Below are 13,663 nucleotides of genomic sequence, written 5' to 3' on the forward strand. Positions count from 1 at the left end.
ATTATCTGCCGGTCAGATAATCATCAACGGCCTCCGCCAGCCGCTGAATTCCCTTTTCCATATTATCGTAAGAAGGGGTGGAAAAATTCAGACGGAAGTCACGGCAGGGAGCGTCGCTGTCTACCATAAAATCACGTCCAGGCACAAACGCCACGCCTTTTTTCAGCGCAAGCTCTGAAAGTTCCTGGGAATCACAGCCCTCCGGCAGAGTGCACCACAAGAAAAGTCCGCCGTCAGGACGGGTAAAGGTGACGCGCTTATCCATACAGCGGTCCAGCAGCTCCAGCATAAAATCACAGCGCTCCCGATAGATTTTACGGATTTTTTCTATGTGTCCGGCAACATCGGCGTTCTTCAGCCACTCATCGGTTAGGATCTGGAAAAAGATATTGGTATGGCAGTCGCTGAACTGCTTGGCCACCGTCAGCCGCTGTAGCAGTTCCTTGTGCGCCATGAGAAATCCAATGCGCATGCCGGCAGACAGAACCTTGGAATAGGAGCCGTTGTAAATCACGATGCCGGCATCGTCCATGGACTTAAAAGTAGGGATATCCTCGCCCCGGAAGCGCAGTTCACCATAGGGATTATCCTCTAAAATCACAACGCCTTTTTCTACACACAGGTCATAGATGGCCTTGCGGCGGGCCAGGCTCATGGTTTTTCCGCTGGGATTCTGGAAGGTTGGAATCAGATAGAGCAGCTTGACGTTCGGCTCGGTTTCTATGGCCTCCCGAAGCTTGTCAAAAATCATTCCCTCTTCATCCATATCGATTCCTACTACATTGGCGCCCTGAATCCGCATGGCGTTGATCCCGCTGACAAAGGTCGGCGCCTCGACAATTACTGTGTCGCCGGGATTGCACAGGACGTTAGGCGTCAACGCCAGCCCCTGCTGGCCTCCGGTAGTGATGATCAAATCGTCAAAATCCCGGCCAATGCCAAACTCCTCTTTCAGGCGCTTCTTCGTGGTCTCCCGCAGGGAAGGATAACCCTCGGTCATGCTATATTGCAGACCTGCCAGCGGCATTTCCCTATAGATCCTGTCGGAAATGGCGCGGATCTCCTCGACCGGAATCGCCTCGTTGGAGGGGCTGCCGGTGGAGAGCGCAATCACATCGGGGTGGGCATTGGTGTACTTTAGGATCTCACGAATGGCGGACGGCTTGACATTGCGGATCCGATCAGAAAATTTGTACTGCATACTGGCACATCCTTTCTTTATTTGGTCCGGTGCTTCTCCGGCTCCTCTGTCTGATGCCTCAAGTATATTACTCTCCTAAAAGCTTGTCAATATCTTTTATAATCTTAAAAGAATTATATTAATTAGTCATAATTAAAAATTTCTTGTTAGGCCAAATTAGCACTCTTTTATTAATCTATTTATAGTTTAGTTATTTGCTAATATTTCCAACAATCAATTTGTACATCTCATATAAACAATTAATTCATGCGGAATATAGAGTGCAGATTCCATATCCACGTCTATTACCAGGTCAAAAGCACTTTCATAGTTTCAATAAAATATTTCCAAAAACTTATAATAATGAATTGACAAGGTTAAGAAATTATTATACGATGTAAGCGCAATGCAAACCAAATGGTTGGAAAGGATGTGCCAATGGAGTCTATGGAAACCATAACTGAATTTTTGGAACCCACGGCAGTTGCCATCATCGGAGCCAGCGAAACACCGGGCCGCGTCGGAAGCGGCTTGTACAAAAGCATCCGCTCCAGCTTTCCCGGACCTGTTTACTGCGTGAATCCCGGACATAAGATTCTGTGGGGAGCGCCATGCTATGCCTCGGCAGCCGAGCTGCCCGAACCGGTCTCCCACGCGGTAATCGCTGTGGCATCGAATCTGGTTTTGCCCAGTCTGCGTCAGTGTGCCCAGGCAGGAATCCGCAGTGTAGTTGTAGTCAGCTCCGGCTTTAAGGAAAGTGGAGCCGAAGGCGCTTTTCTGGAAGCTGAAATGCGGACGTTCTGCCGGAAACAGAACATTGCGCTGCTCGGCCCCAACACCTTAGGATTTATCAATACTTCCATTCCCTTCAACGGAAGTTTTCTCCCGGCGCAGATTCTTCCCGGCCCGATATCGATCATCAGCCAATCCGGCGGCGTTGGCATGGCCCTTATTTCGTCCCTTCGGGATCAGGGCTGCGGAGTAGCCAAATGGATTGGCATTGGAAACGAAGCCGTTTTAAGTGCTGCGGATTTTCTGGAATATCTTGCCCAGGATGAGCAGACCAAAGTCATCGCCGTCTGCTTCGAGGGTTTGCAGGATCTGCCCACATTCTTCCGTCTGGCCCGGCAGGTCAATCAGATAAAACCGGTGGTTCTTCTTCGGGACGGCAAAAGCGCCGTAGGAATGCAGGCCGCCGCATCCCACACGGGAACTATGGCTCAGTCCGCCTCCGCAATGGCGGGCCTGGCGGAGCAGTTTGGTCTGGCAGAGGCCAAAAGCTGCCGGGAATGTGCGGCCATGTGCAAGGCACTGTCCCTTGCCCCGGCAGCCGGTGGAAACCGGGTTGCCATTCTGACCAATACCGCCGGCCCGTCCATCCTGGCTGCGGATGCCATGGATGGCTCTGGGATCTGTCTGCCTCAGCCGTCAGCAAAGCTGCAAGAAGCCATCGACCACGAAACCGGCATATCTATGAAGCTGAAAAATCCGGCGGATATCTCCTCCAACGGATTATCTCCCAAAAACTACGGCGTTGCGGCACGGAAGCTGTTGAGTTCCGGGGAATATGATGTTCTTCTCGGCTTTTTTACGCTGAACCCCCATCTGATTCTGCCCGAAGAAGAACTGATGGAGGCCGTCCGCTGTGCTGGAAAGCCTGCCGTCGCCTGTTTTTTGGCCAGCAGCAGTGAGTTTTCTCAGTACAACCCGTTGCCGGAATCGGCCGGTATTCCTTGCTTTTTTGATCCCCAGGACGCCGCCTCAGCGGTAACCGCCCTGGTGCACCGAGGAAAGATTCTGCGGCGGCCTCTAAAAGATGCCGCGCCGGTGCTGACTGCTTCCCAGCGTGAGGCAGTCGGTCAGTTCTTAGATCAACTTGCTTTGACAGAAAGGACGCTTCTGCCGGAACGAAGCGCCAGACAGCTGCTGCAGCTGGCCGGCGCCGGAATCGTAACGCCTATTTTAACTTCATCAGCGAAGGAAGCAGCGGAGGCGGCCTCCCGGTGGGGGTATCCGGTCGCACTGAAGCTTCATTCAAAAAAAATCAGCCATAAAAGCGATGTGGGCGGCGTGCGCCTAAATCTTTCCACAGAAGAAGCCCTGACAACAGCCTACCAGGAAATGCTGCCGGCCATGAGGGCCCTGGACCCTGAAGCGTTGCTGACCGTTCAGCCGATGGAACCCGACGGCTTTGAAGTAATCCTCGGAGCGGTCCGTTCCCCCGGCGCCGGTACGCTGGTGATGGCTGGCATGGGCGGTATTTATTCTGAAGTTTTAAAAGATACCGCATTCCGCATGACGCCGCTTCCGGAGGGCGAGGCAAAACGGATGCTGTCTGGTCTGCGCTGTGCCCCAATTTTAAATGGATACCGCGGTCCGGCTCTGGATCAAACCGGCATCTGCCGGCTGCTTGTGCTGCTGTCAGATTTGATGGAAACATTCCCGCAGCTGCAGGAAATTGATCTGAATCCCTGCCGCGTCTACCCAGACCGCACGGCAGTGCTGGATGCCCGCATCACGGTGGAACCGTTGGAGGCTTCCCCCGGACTTTCGCATTAAGATATGCTATTCACAGTTTCTCCCGGCACAAAGCTTTACATCCGCCGGAAAAGCTGAAGGAAAAATAAGGAGGTATCATTATGAGCTACAAAGAAGAAGGAAAATGGTGGGTAAGCCCCGCCAACTTCCTGGACGAGGTTACAAAGAATTTTGATTTCCCTGAGAAAATCGAGATTCTGGACACCACCCTGCGGGACGGCGAACAGGAGCCCGGCATTATCTTCACGAAAGAGGATAAAATCGAAATTGCCAAAAAACTGGACGCCGCCGGTGTGCACCGAATTGAGGCAGGCTGCCCTATGACCTCGGAGGAAGATGCAAACGCCATCAGAGCTATCTGTAAACTTGGTCTCAAAGCGAAGATTTACTGCTTTGTCCGCGGTGTCCTGGCCGATATGGACGTAGCGAAAGACTGCGGTGTAGACGGTGTCGTTATCGAAGTTCCCGGCAGTGAGCAGATGCTTCAGGGCGGCATGCGCTGGGGAATGGAAAAAGCCATCAAAGCGGCTTCTGAGGCTACCAAGTACGCCCACGAACTGGGGCTGATGGTTACCTTTTTCCCTTCCGACGCTTCACGCTCCGACATCGATTTTCTTACCACCCTGCTCAACGGCGTGCTGGAAAACGGCGGACACTTTGACTCGGTAGCATTGGTAGATACCTTCGGCGCATTCTCCCCGGAGGGCGCGGCCTACATGGTCCGTGAACTGCTCAAACGGGTAGGGAAACCGGTGGAAGCACATTTCCACGAGGATTTTGGTATGTCCGTTCCCACCACGATCGCCGCGCTTCAAGCAGGTGCCTTCTGCGCCCATGTAACGGTCAACGGAATCGGCGAACGCGCCGGAAGCTGTCCTTTGGAGCCGCTGGCCATGAGTCTCCAATGCCTGTATGGTAAGGATACCGGCATCCGCTATGAGAAGCTTCTGGACCTTTCCCATGAAGTCGCCCAGCGCTCCGGCAAACCCGTACCGCCCACCAAGGCCGTGGTCGGCGACCGCCTGTTCGGCTGGGAAACCGGCCTCCCCACCGGTTACTGGCAAAAATCCAGAGACATCAATCCGCTGATCATGATGCCCTATCATTTCTCCATGATCGGCCAGTCCGCGCCCCACATTTACATCGGCAAAAAGAGCGGCGGCGCCAATATCTCCTTGGTCAATGAACGCCTGGGCCTGGCTCCCATTGAAGATAAAGACAAGGTAAAGGAGCTGCTGAAAAAGATCAAAGAATTATCCCTTTGTGTCAAGCGTGATTTAACCGACGAAGAATACACAAAGCTCTACCATGAGGTTGTATAACCCCTGATATTCCCCACAACGAAATACAGGAAAGAGAAAAGGAGGATTACTATGTCTAACCACTCAACTGGAGCAGAAGCTCCGAAACGTGAGCAATGGAGCGGACGCCTTGGTTTTATCCTGGCCACAGCAGGCTCCGCAGTCGGCCTCGGCAACATCATGAAATTCCCCTATATGACCGGTATGAACGGCGGAGCGGCTTTCCTGATCGTCTACATCATTGTCATGCTGGTGGTAGGCGTCGGCATGCTGATATGCGACTTTTTGATCGGACGTCACGGCAAAGCCAATGCAGTGGCCAGTTATCGCAAGCTTCTGGGCAAAAATTCCTTTAGCTGGATGGGTTATCTCGGCATTTTCAGCGCTATGCTGGCGCTGTCCTACTATGCGGTATTCGGCGGCTGGATGCTTTATTACATTATTAACTCCTTCGGTACGCTCGCCAATATCGCGCCTGACGCGGTAGGCGGCTTCTTTGGTGATTTCACAAGTTCTGTCGCAGGCCCCCTGGTAGGTACGCTCATCTTCTTGCTCATGACGATGGTCATTGTAATGGGCGGGATCAAAAAGGGAATTGAGCGAGCCAGTAAAATAATGATGCCGGCCTTGCTGATTATCCTGGTGGTTTTGATTTTCCGGGCGGTCACCCTGCCCGGCGCGGCGGAAGGAATCCAATTTTACCTGCAACCGGATTTCTCACAGATCAATTTTGGCGTTTTTGCCGCCGCTGTAGGTCAGGTATTCTTCTCCCTGAACGTAGGTACCACCGGCATGGTCAATTACGGAAGCTACCTCAGTGACAAGGAGAATGTACCGAAATCCACTGCTTGGATCGTCCTGACTGACTTTGCTGTGGCATTTTTTTCCGGCCTGATCGTCATCCCCAGTGCGTTTGCCTTTGGCATCGAACCCGGTTCCGGCCCGTCCCTGCTGTTCATCACCATGCCCTCTCTGTTTTCCCAGCTGCCGGCAGGCGGATTCTTCTGTCTTTTGTTCTTCCTCCTGCTGCTGTTTGCCTCCCTGACATCCTCGGTCTCTATCCTGGAGATTTTTGTTCCCTACGTCACCGAGTCCTTCCCCAAACGATTTAACCGGAAAAAGGCATCGGTTCTGGGCACTGTGATCTGCATGATCCTGGCCGTCCCTGTCAGCTTCAGCTTCGGCATATGGGGAGATGTCCGCATCTTCGGTATGGATATCTTCTCTCTGTATGACAACTTCATCTGCATCATTGCCTATCCGCTGATTGCCCTCTGCACCGCTGTTATTGTCGGCTGGCTGTGGGGCAAGAAAAATGCCATGAACGCCATCACCAACAATGGCGCAATCGAGAGCCGTTTTTGCAGCATTTGGTATTTCCTGGTCAAGTGGGTTTGTCCGCTCCTCCTGCTGCTTGTGCTTCTCACCGGATTCGGTATTATCAGCTAAGTAAGCACACTTTCATAAATACAAAAAAACCGGGGCGGTAAGCCCCATAAAGCAAACAGGCCCTGGAATTTTTCCAGGGCCTGTCCGCGTATATGATTTTATGGTTGGAGCATATTTCATTTCAGCCGGTTGAACAAGGTCCCGCCTTCCAGCACCTTTGTCCCCGTATAGCCGTAATGCTTCAAGCGGTTTTGGGCCAGATACGCCCGCCTCCCTTTTTTGCAGACCAAGAGCAGCTTTTCGTCCTTTCCGAGGCCTTCCACCTCGCCCTCGATCTTGGTCAGATCCACATAGGCCGCGCCTTTTAGGGAAGGTTTGACCGAGACATCAATCAGCTTGTATTCCTCCGCATCACCGGCCCGGTAAGAGGCCGGCGTAATGGAGTCCATCTTTCCTCTCATCTTGTTCATCAAAATATGGACCGCCTGGGCAAAGGGGTGAAGCGCCGTGGAAAACGGCGGCGCATAGGCGAAATCCATCTGGGACAACTGTTCCAGGGATGCGCCCAAGGAGAGAGCCGTCACCGCAATATCGATCATTTTGTCCACGGCTCCGGGGCCCAGCACCTGGATTCCCAGCAATTTTTCCGTCTTCTTTTCCGCCACCATCTTGATCATAAAGTGCTCAGAACCCGGAAAGTATTGGGCTTTATCATCCGTCACCGCCACCACGGTTTCCACCTCAAAGCCTGCGGCCTCCGCCCCGGCCTGGCTGAGACCGGTGCGTCCGGCGTTTAAACCGGGAAGCCGGCAGATGCCGGTCCCAACGACCCCCTGAAATGCGACGTCCCGGTTATTCAAGATCTGCGCCAGCACCCGGCCTTCGATGTTGGCCGAGGATCCCATGGGTGACCAGGCTGCCTCCCGGCTCAGGGCATGGAACACACAGGCGCAGTCGCCCAGCGCATAGACGTCCGGATCATTGGTCTTTAGCTGGGAATTTACTTTTACCGTTCCGTTGGGCATCAGCATGATGCCGCTGCCTTTTAAAAATTCTGTATTCGGCTGAATGCCGGCGGCAATCACCACCAAGCCGGCCGGAATTGTGCGCCGGTCCGTCCGGACCGCCTCCACACGTTCTCCGCCTAGGATTTCCAAAAGAGCGGCGGAGGTTTCGATATGGACGCCGAGCCCCTCCAAATGTTCTTCCACATATCCGGCGATTTCCCAGTCATAGCCTGGCATCACCTGGGGAGCAAGATCCAGCATGGTTACCCGGATCCCGCGTCCAATCAGGTTTTCCGTCACTTCCATGCCGATCGGTCCCCCGCCGGCCACGACCGCCTGCCGGCATACGCCGTCCGCCAGATCCCTTCGGAGCAGCTCCGCATCCCGCGGAGTATGCAGAAAATGCACGCCGTTTTTATGGCTTCCGGGAATCTGCAGCCGTTTACTATCCGCCCCGGATGCGATCACCAGTTTGTCGTAATCATACACCATTGTCCGCCCGGTATAAAGGTTCAGCGCCTCCACTGTCTTTTCCACCCGGTCCACCTTGGTAATTTCCGTCTTTGTCAGTACCTTGACGCCAGTCAGGGCTTCAAACTGCTGCGGTGTATGGACAATCAGCTGCTCTTCCTCTTCGACAACCCCGCCGACATAGTAGGGAAGGCCGCAGGCGGCATAGGAAACTTCATCCGCCTTGGTCAGAATCATCACGTCCAAATCCCAATCTTCCCTCTTCAGTTTCGCGGCGGTTTTCGCTCCGGCAGCCACTCCGCCGATGATCAGCACTCTCATGCGCCTAAGGCCTCCTTAATACCCCAAGAGCCGCGGCAGTCCTGTAACAAGGAACGGCAGATAAGTACAAATCAGCAAGATAATAATTTCTGCTCCCACAAGAGGAAGCACGGCCTTGAATATCTTTCCCAACGGCCTCCCCGTCTGGTTCGCCCCGATAAAGAGGCAGATTCCAAACGGCGGGGTCGCAACGCCCATCATCAGGTTCAGCACGAAGATAACGCCGATGTGCAGGGGATCCACTCCCATTGCCGTAGCGATCGGAATCAAAAGCGGCGCGAAGATCAGGATATTCGCCGTGGATTCCATCAGGCAGCCCAGGATCAGCAAAATCAGGTTCAGGATCAGCAGCATCACAAACTTGTTATCGGTGATGGCTGCCATTCCGGCGGAAACCGTGTCGGCCAGGTGAGTCATGGCCACCAACCAGCTGAACGGCTTTGCGATGCCGATGATCAGATAGATCCCGGCCGCGCTGACCATGCTGTCGCGCAGGGTTCTCCAAAGAAGCGACGGCGTTACATTCCGATAGTAGAAGAAGCCGATCAAGAGAGAGTACAGACAGGCGATGGCCGCAGCCTCCGTCGGCGTAAAGGTACCGCTGAAAATACCTCCCAGGATGATCACCGGCATCAGGATAGCCGGGATCGCTTTCAGAACGATCTTGCCTTTTTCCTTGTTCGGAATCTTTTCCCCAATCGTACCGTACCCGTGTTTCTTACAGATAAACCGGGAAATCACGCAGAGGGATAGGCCCAGCAGCACGCCGGGAACAACGCCGCCCAGGAACATGGCCCCCACCGAGGTGCCCATGATCGAGGCATAGACCACCATCGGGATGCTCGGCGGAATAATCGGCCCGATTACCGAGGCCGCCGCCGTCAATGCCGAGGAGAAATCGGTGTCGTACCCCTCTTCCTCCATCTTCGGTACCAGCAGGGTGCCGATCGCAGACATATCCGCCACCGCGGAACCGGAGATCGCCGCAAAGAACACATTCGCTACGATGTCCACGTAGGCCAGGCCGCCGTGGAGCCGTCCGACCAGGAGCCTGCAAAAATTCAAAAGATCATCCACAAGGCCCAGTTCCATCATCAAGTTTCCGGCAAACATAAAGAGCACGATGGCAAGCAGCGCATAGCTGTCGATTCCCTGATAAAACTGCTGGAAGATCACGGACAGGGAAATCAGGTTCCAATGTTCCGCTGCCAGGAGTACTGCCAAGCCGATCCCGACAAACACTGGCACTCCGGCAAACATGAACAAAAACATAATCGGTACTAAAGCAACCCCGTAGTTCATACGCTGCCTCCCTTCTCCTGCGTCTGCCGGGACGTCAGCGCTTTGACATCGTTCAGGATAAAGTCCGCCAGGTGCACCAGGATAAACACCCCGCCCACCAGCAGGAAGAACGCGGGCACGGCCATGGTGATCGGCATGGAATTCGCGCGGTATTTCTGATAGTTCGGCATCGCGTTGAAACCGGCGATCAGGAAATAGACCATAAACACGCCTGTCAGCAGGTTAATCAAGATATTTACCGCATAGTTACTTTTCCCATGGAACAGACCAATCAGGAAATCGAAACAGACCAAAGATTTCGACTTCATTGCAACGCTTCCGCCGACAAAGGCTCCGGCTACCATGCTGAAACGGGCCAATTCTTCCGGCCAAAGGAGAGACCAGGAGGTGAACAGTCTGGAATAAATTCCGATCAAAATGGAGCCAAAAATCAAAACCAGGCAGATGACGGAAAGCACGGCTCCAATCTTGCGGCAGAATTCACTGACAGCATCCGCAATCTTGCATATCAGATTCATAATCTTCCCCCTTACTATCCGTTTTTATTTCAGAGCTTGAATCTTATCAAGAAGTTCCTGGGAAACCGTCGTTCCAACGAACTGATCCCAGATATTGGCGGACGCCTGATCCCACTGCGCCTTTTCTTCTGCGGTCAGCTCCAGGACCTTTACTCCGGCATCCTCAATCTGCTTGTAATATCCAACCATCGCGTCTTCCCACAGGCCGTCTTTGTATTCCTCGGCTTCCTTGCCACATTCCAGTACGATGTTGTAAAGCTCTTCGCCCAGGCGCTCTTCGGCATCCTTGCTGAGGATCTTGACGGAAGTAACCCAGGACTGGTTGACCGGCACCGCATAGTCGATGGTCTCTTCAAACCGGTTGTTTACAATATAAGCGCTCTGGAGATAGAAGGCGCTGACCAGGTTCTGCTGCAGGGCAGAATACATTTCGGAGAATTCTACCGTGATAGCGTTGGCTCCCCACTCTTTAAACAGAGCGATTTCAATCTGAGAACCCGTGGTACGGATCTTCACCCCGGACATGTCGGAGGGGACGCGGACTTCCTTTCCGCTGACGCCGATCAGACGGGGCTCGCCGCCGTCCACGTCAAACATGACCACCGTTACACCCAGCTCATCTTTGATCTGCTTTACAATATCGTCCCGGATATCGCTCTGCCATACTTTACGTACATGGGACAACGAGTCAAACAGGCCGGGCATATCCGTGAAATCCGTCGCATGGCTGAAATCGGAAAAGTTTCCGCAGGAACATTTGCCCATATCCAGCGTACCTTCGATGACCGACTGCGCCAGCATCTTATCGCTTCCCAGGCTGCCGTTGTTGTAGTATTCCACCTTTACTCTGCCGTTCGTGCGCTCCGCTACCAAATCGGCAAAGTATTTGTTTCCGATCGCGTCGCAGTTCTCGTCGTTGGCCGTGTCGCCGAACCGCAGGGTAATCACCTCATCCGAGGAGGCCCCGCCTCCTGCCTGCGTTGTCTCCGCCTGCGTATCGCTTCCTCCGGTTGTACCGGCGGCGGCCTGTGTCGTAGCCGAGGCATTCCCGTTTCCGCATCCGGTCAAACCTACCATAAGTGCTGCCAAGAAGATACCCATCGCCTTTTTCCGCATACTACTTTTCCTCCTTCTGATTGAACTTCTTTATTTCCCTTTTCGGGTTCAGGGAAAGCCGGCCCCTTCGCTCAGCTTTCCCCGATATTCCAAGATAGAATTTCGCAGAGTGAAATTCTGCGCCGCAAATGCGTCGCGTCAGCGACATCTTCCTTTGCATTTGCGTGTGCCTGATTACGGCTGGATCGAAATCCGGCGGATATCGTAATACTCTTCCAAAGACCACTGGCCGCGGTCGCAGCCCAGCCCGCTCTGCTTGATGCCGATGTGGGGCATATTGGGTCCCGCTCCCGGCATATTAACTTGAAGCTCGCCGACCTCCAGGTCCTCGACACAGCGGCCGATGACGCGGGAGTCGTGGGTGAACAGATAACCGGTCAGCCCCGCATCCGTATTGTTGGAGCGTTCCAGCACTTCATCCAGATCTTGAAAGGTCAGTACACCGTAGAGCGGCCCGAAGATCTCGTTCTTTGCCATATCCATCTCGTCGGTCACGCCGTCCAGGATTCCCGGAAGGATCCAAGCGCCGTCCTTGTACTCATCCTCCATCTCCGGCACCACGCCGCCGTAGAGAAGTTTCGCCCCGCCCTGGACCGCATTGTCCACGAACGCCAGCATTTTATCTCTCGTTTTTACATTAATCATCGGTCCCATGGTTTCCGGATGATCCGGGCTTCCCACGCCGACCGGAATCTGTTTCACCAGCTCCACCAGCTTTTTGACGAACTCATCATGGATGGATTCATGGACAAAAATCCGGTTGATGTTCGCACAGCCTTGGCCGGAGATCCGCACCTTGCGGTTAGCAATGAACTTCACAACCTTGTCGAGATCGCAGTCCGGCATCACGATGGCCGGAGCATTGCCGCCCAGCTCCATGGAGAAACGCTTGACGGAGGTCGCGCCCTGGTTCATCACCTCACGGCCCACGGCGATGGAACCGATCACGGAGATCAGTTTCGGAATCTTGCTCTCGCTCAGCGCTTTTCCGATGATCTTCGCCGGTCCGAACACAATGTTAACCGCGCCGGCCGGAAGACCGATCTCCGCGGCAAGCTTTCCGATATAGAGGCTGGCCAGAGGGGTCTCGGTGCTGGGCTTCAGCACGCAGGTGCAGCCGGACGCCATGGACGGTGCCATTTTGAGCCCCAGGTTGCTGACCGGCATATTCCAGGCCAGATGTCCGACCACCACGCCGACCGGGCGCTTTAACACGGTATGGAAGGTGTCGCGGTGTCCGCCGTACTCCGGAATCCCGGTGTCGTAGATGTGTTTGGCTTCCTCGCCATAATAAACCAGATAGTTTAAAAACGCCTTGAAGTCGTTTCCGGCTTCCACAAAGGTCTTTCCTCCCTCATCGGCCATCAGCTGAACAATCTCATCCTGATGGTCCTGACAGGCTTTTCTTAATTTCAGCATCCAGCCGATCCGGTCATTCAGGCTGGTGCGGGACCAAGCGTAAAATCCGTTCTGGGCCGCCTGAAGGGCTTCGTTCGCCTGCTCTACGCTGGCGCTCTTTACCGTGGTAATTACTTTCCCGGTGGCCGGATTCGTGACAACGATCGGCTCGCCCTGCCCTTCCGTCAGTTTTCCGTTGATATATAACTCATACATCGTCTTTTTTCCCTCCCGTTCCAATCTTCTCTGATTCCACCGTTTGGAACCAGTCAAATACGACAAAATCGTGGCTCGGAAGAATCTTCGCCCCCTCCGCCTCAAGCTTCTCCAGCCGCCGGAAAGATTCGTAGTAATCTGTCAGGCTGTTGCAGATTCCTGCGGGGATCCGCCTCTCCCAATTCTCCACACAATTAATCAAGTCTCCCGTAATCACAAAACTTCCTTCCGCCGTGTCCACCACGACTCCCTGGGAGCCGGGGGAATGGCCCGGAAGCATCACAACTGAAATTCCATCGGTAATTTTCTGTTCTCCGTCCAGCAGCCGCAGCTGATGGAAATATTTCAGGAAATAGGGAATGTCCTCTTTCACATTGGTCTCATAATGCTTAGCGTCCGGCGGACACGGGGAAACGGCATAGTAGAGTTCCGTCCTCTGTACCAGCACCGGAATCGTATTCGGAAGCTCCAGGACGCCTTTGGCGTGATCCCAGTGGAGATGCGTCAGGATGACCATCTCGATCTCCTCCGGCTTTACCCCGTACTGCGCCAGGGCCGGCAATAAGTACATATCCGGATCCCGGCGGACCGGGTTGTGGCGGACAGAGCTTTCCTCCAGATTCCCGCTGATTCCGGCGTCCACCAGAATCCTTCTGGATCCTCCGTCTTCCTTTAACAGCCATGCCACATGGGGAACCTCAAATCGTTCGCTTGCCGCGAGGCCCTGCTGCATTACAAACCCGCCTCTCCAGACGGTAGTTACTCCTAATTTTAAAGGAATGATCGTCCACATAGCTCCACCTTTTTTCGAAAGCCCCTTTCAATCGGCTTTGGAACGCGTCCGGCATTCAGGACCGGACGCATTCCCGGCCATATCTCAGGGGAAGAGATAACAAGTAGGATTCC

Annotated in this window: 10 protein-coding genes; 3 read left to right on the forward strand and 7 right to left on the reverse strand. The window is 53.9% G+C overall.

All coding sequences use genetic code 11. From position 1 onward, the window contains the following. Window position 1 precedes the first annotated feature (1 nt). Window positions 2-1,201 (reverse strand): aminotransferase-like domain-containing protein, encoded by a 1,200-nt coding sequence (locus MUB23_RS15015; protein ID WP_244801478.1) that lies wholly within the window; start codon window positions 1,199-1,201, stop codon window positions 2-4. A gap of 426 nt (window positions 1,202-1,627) precedes the next feature. On the opposite strand from MUB23_RS15015, the gene MUB23_RS15020 reads away from it, so the two are divergent. The 3 genes from MUB23_RS15020 (at window position 1,628) to MUB23_RS15030 (ending at window position 6,468) form a co-directional block, all read left to right on the forward strand. Beyond that, entirely contained in the window at window positions 1,628-3,739 is a 2,112-nt protein-coding gene (locus MUB23_RS15020) for an acetate--CoA ligase family protein (protein ID WP_244801479.1), read from the forward strand. A gap of 80 nt (window positions 3,740-3,819) precedes the next feature. Then, window positions 3,820-5,040 (forward strand): hypothetical protein, encoded by a 1,221-nt coding sequence (locus MUB23_RS15025; protein ID WP_244801480.1) that lies wholly within the window; start codon window positions 3,820-3,822, stop codon window positions 5,038-5,040. A 51-nt stretch (window positions 5,041-5,091) separates the two neighbouring features. Continuing rightward, window positions 5,092-6,468: a sodium-dependent transporter gene (locus MUB23_RS15030; protein WP_244801481.1), complete on the forward strand. Its 1,377-nt coding sequence runs from the start codon at window positions 5,092-5,094 to the stop codon at window positions 6,466-6,468. A gap of 116 nt (window positions 6,469-6,584) precedes the next feature. Here MUB23_RS15030 and MUB23_RS15035 read toward each other — a convergent pair whose 3' ends face one another. The 6 genes from MUB23_RS15035 to MUB23_RS15060 all read right to left on the reverse strand — a co-directional run bounded on the left by MUB23_RS15035 (window position 6,585) and on the right by MUB23_RS15060 (window position 13,550). Next, window positions 6,585-8,207 carry an FAD-dependent oxidoreductase gene (locus tag MUB23_RS15035; protein WP_244801482.1) on the reverse strand — a complete coding sequence of 541 codons (1,623 nt, stop codon included), beginning with the start codon at window positions 8,205-8,207 and terminating at the stop codon, window positions 6,585-6,587. 15 nt (window positions 8,208-8,222) lie between these two features. Then, window positions 8,223-9,509, reverse strand: coding sequence for a TRAP transporter large permease (locus tag MUB23_RS15040; RefSeq protein WP_244801483.1), 1,287 nt, complete (start codon window positions 9,507-9,509; stop codon window positions 8,223-8,225). After that, window positions 9,506-10,027: a TRAP transporter small permease gene (locus MUB23_RS15045; RefSeq protein ID WP_244801485.1), complete on the reverse strand. Its 522-nt coding sequence runs from the start codon at window positions 10,025-10,027 to the stop codon at window positions 9,506-9,508. The genes MUB23_RS15040 and MUB23_RS15045 overlap by 4 nt, the downstream gene beginning before the upstream one ends. Before the next feature lie 24 nt (window positions 10,028-10,051). Then, a complete protein-coding gene (locus MUB23_RS15050) occupies window positions 10,052-11,143 on the reverse strand; it encodes a TRAP transporter substrate-binding protein (RefSeq protein WP_244801486.1) in 1,092 nt (363 codons plus the stop codon). A gap of 174 nt (window positions 11,144-11,317) precedes the next feature. Next, window positions 11,318-12,757 carry an aldehyde dehydrogenase family protein gene (locus tag MUB23_RS15055; protein ID WP_244801487.1) on the reverse strand — a complete coding sequence of 480 codons (1,440 nt, stop codon included), beginning with the start codon at window positions 12,755-12,757 and terminating at the stop codon, window positions 11,318-11,320. Next, window positions 12,750-13,550 (reverse strand): N-acyl homoserine lactonase family protein, encoded by an 801-nt coding sequence (locus tag MUB23_RS15060; RefSeq protein ID WP_244801489.1) that lies wholly within the window; start codon window positions 13,548-13,550, stop codon window positions 12,750-12,752. Before MUB23_RS15060 ends, MUB23_RS15055 begins: the two co-directional genes overlap by 8 nt. Window positions 13,551-13,663 lie beyond the last annotated feature (113 nt).

The sequence above is a fragment of the Cuneatibacter sp. NSJ-177 genome (assembly GCF_022867805.1).
Classification (GTDB): domain Bacteria; phylum Bacillota; class Clostridia; order Lachnospirales; family Lachnospiraceae; genus Pseudolachnospira.

Excerpts from the sequence above, each read along its gene's own strand:
- MUB23_RS15015 (WP_244801478.1), bottom strand. The coding sequence starts at position 1,201 with ATGCAGTACAAATTTTCTGATCGGATCCGCAATGTCAAGCCGTCCGCC.
- MUB23_RS15020 (WP_244801479.1), top strand. The coding sequence starts at position 1,628 with ATGGAAACCATAACTGAATTTTTGGAACCCACGGCAGTTGCCATCATC.
- MUB23_RS15025 (WP_244801480.1), top strand. The coding sequence starts at position 3,820 with ATGAGCTACAAAGAAGAAGGAAAATGGTGGGTAAGCCCCGCCAACTTC.
- MUB23_RS15030 (WP_244801481.1), top strand. The coding sequence starts at position 5,092 with ATGTCTAACCACTCAACTGGAGCAGAAGCTCCGAAACGTGAGCAATGG.
- MUB23_RS15035 (WP_244801482.1), bottom strand. The coding sequence starts at position 8,207 with ATGAGAGTGCTGATCATCGGCGGAGTGGCTGCCGGAGCGAAAACCGCC.
- MUB23_RS15040 (WP_244801483.1), bottom strand. The coding sequence starts at position 9,509 with ATGAACTACGGGGTTGCTTTAGTACCGATTATGTTTTTGTTCATGTTT.
- MUB23_RS15045 (WP_244801485.1), bottom strand. The coding sequence starts at position 10,027 with ATGAATCTGATATGCAAGATTGCGGATGCTGTCAGTGAATTCTGCCGC.
- MUB23_RS15050 (WP_244801486.1), bottom strand. The coding sequence starts at position 11,143 with ATGCGGAAAAAGGCGATGGGTATCTTCTTGGCAGCACTTATGGTAGGT.
- MUB23_RS15055 (WP_244801487.1), bottom strand. The coding sequence starts at position 12,757 with ATGTATGAGTTATATATCAACGGAAAACTGACGGAAGGGCAGGGCGAG.
- MUB23_RS15060 (WP_244801489.1), bottom strand. The coding sequence starts at position 13,550 with ATGTGGACGATCATTCCTTTAAAATTAGGAGTAACTACCGTCTGGAGA.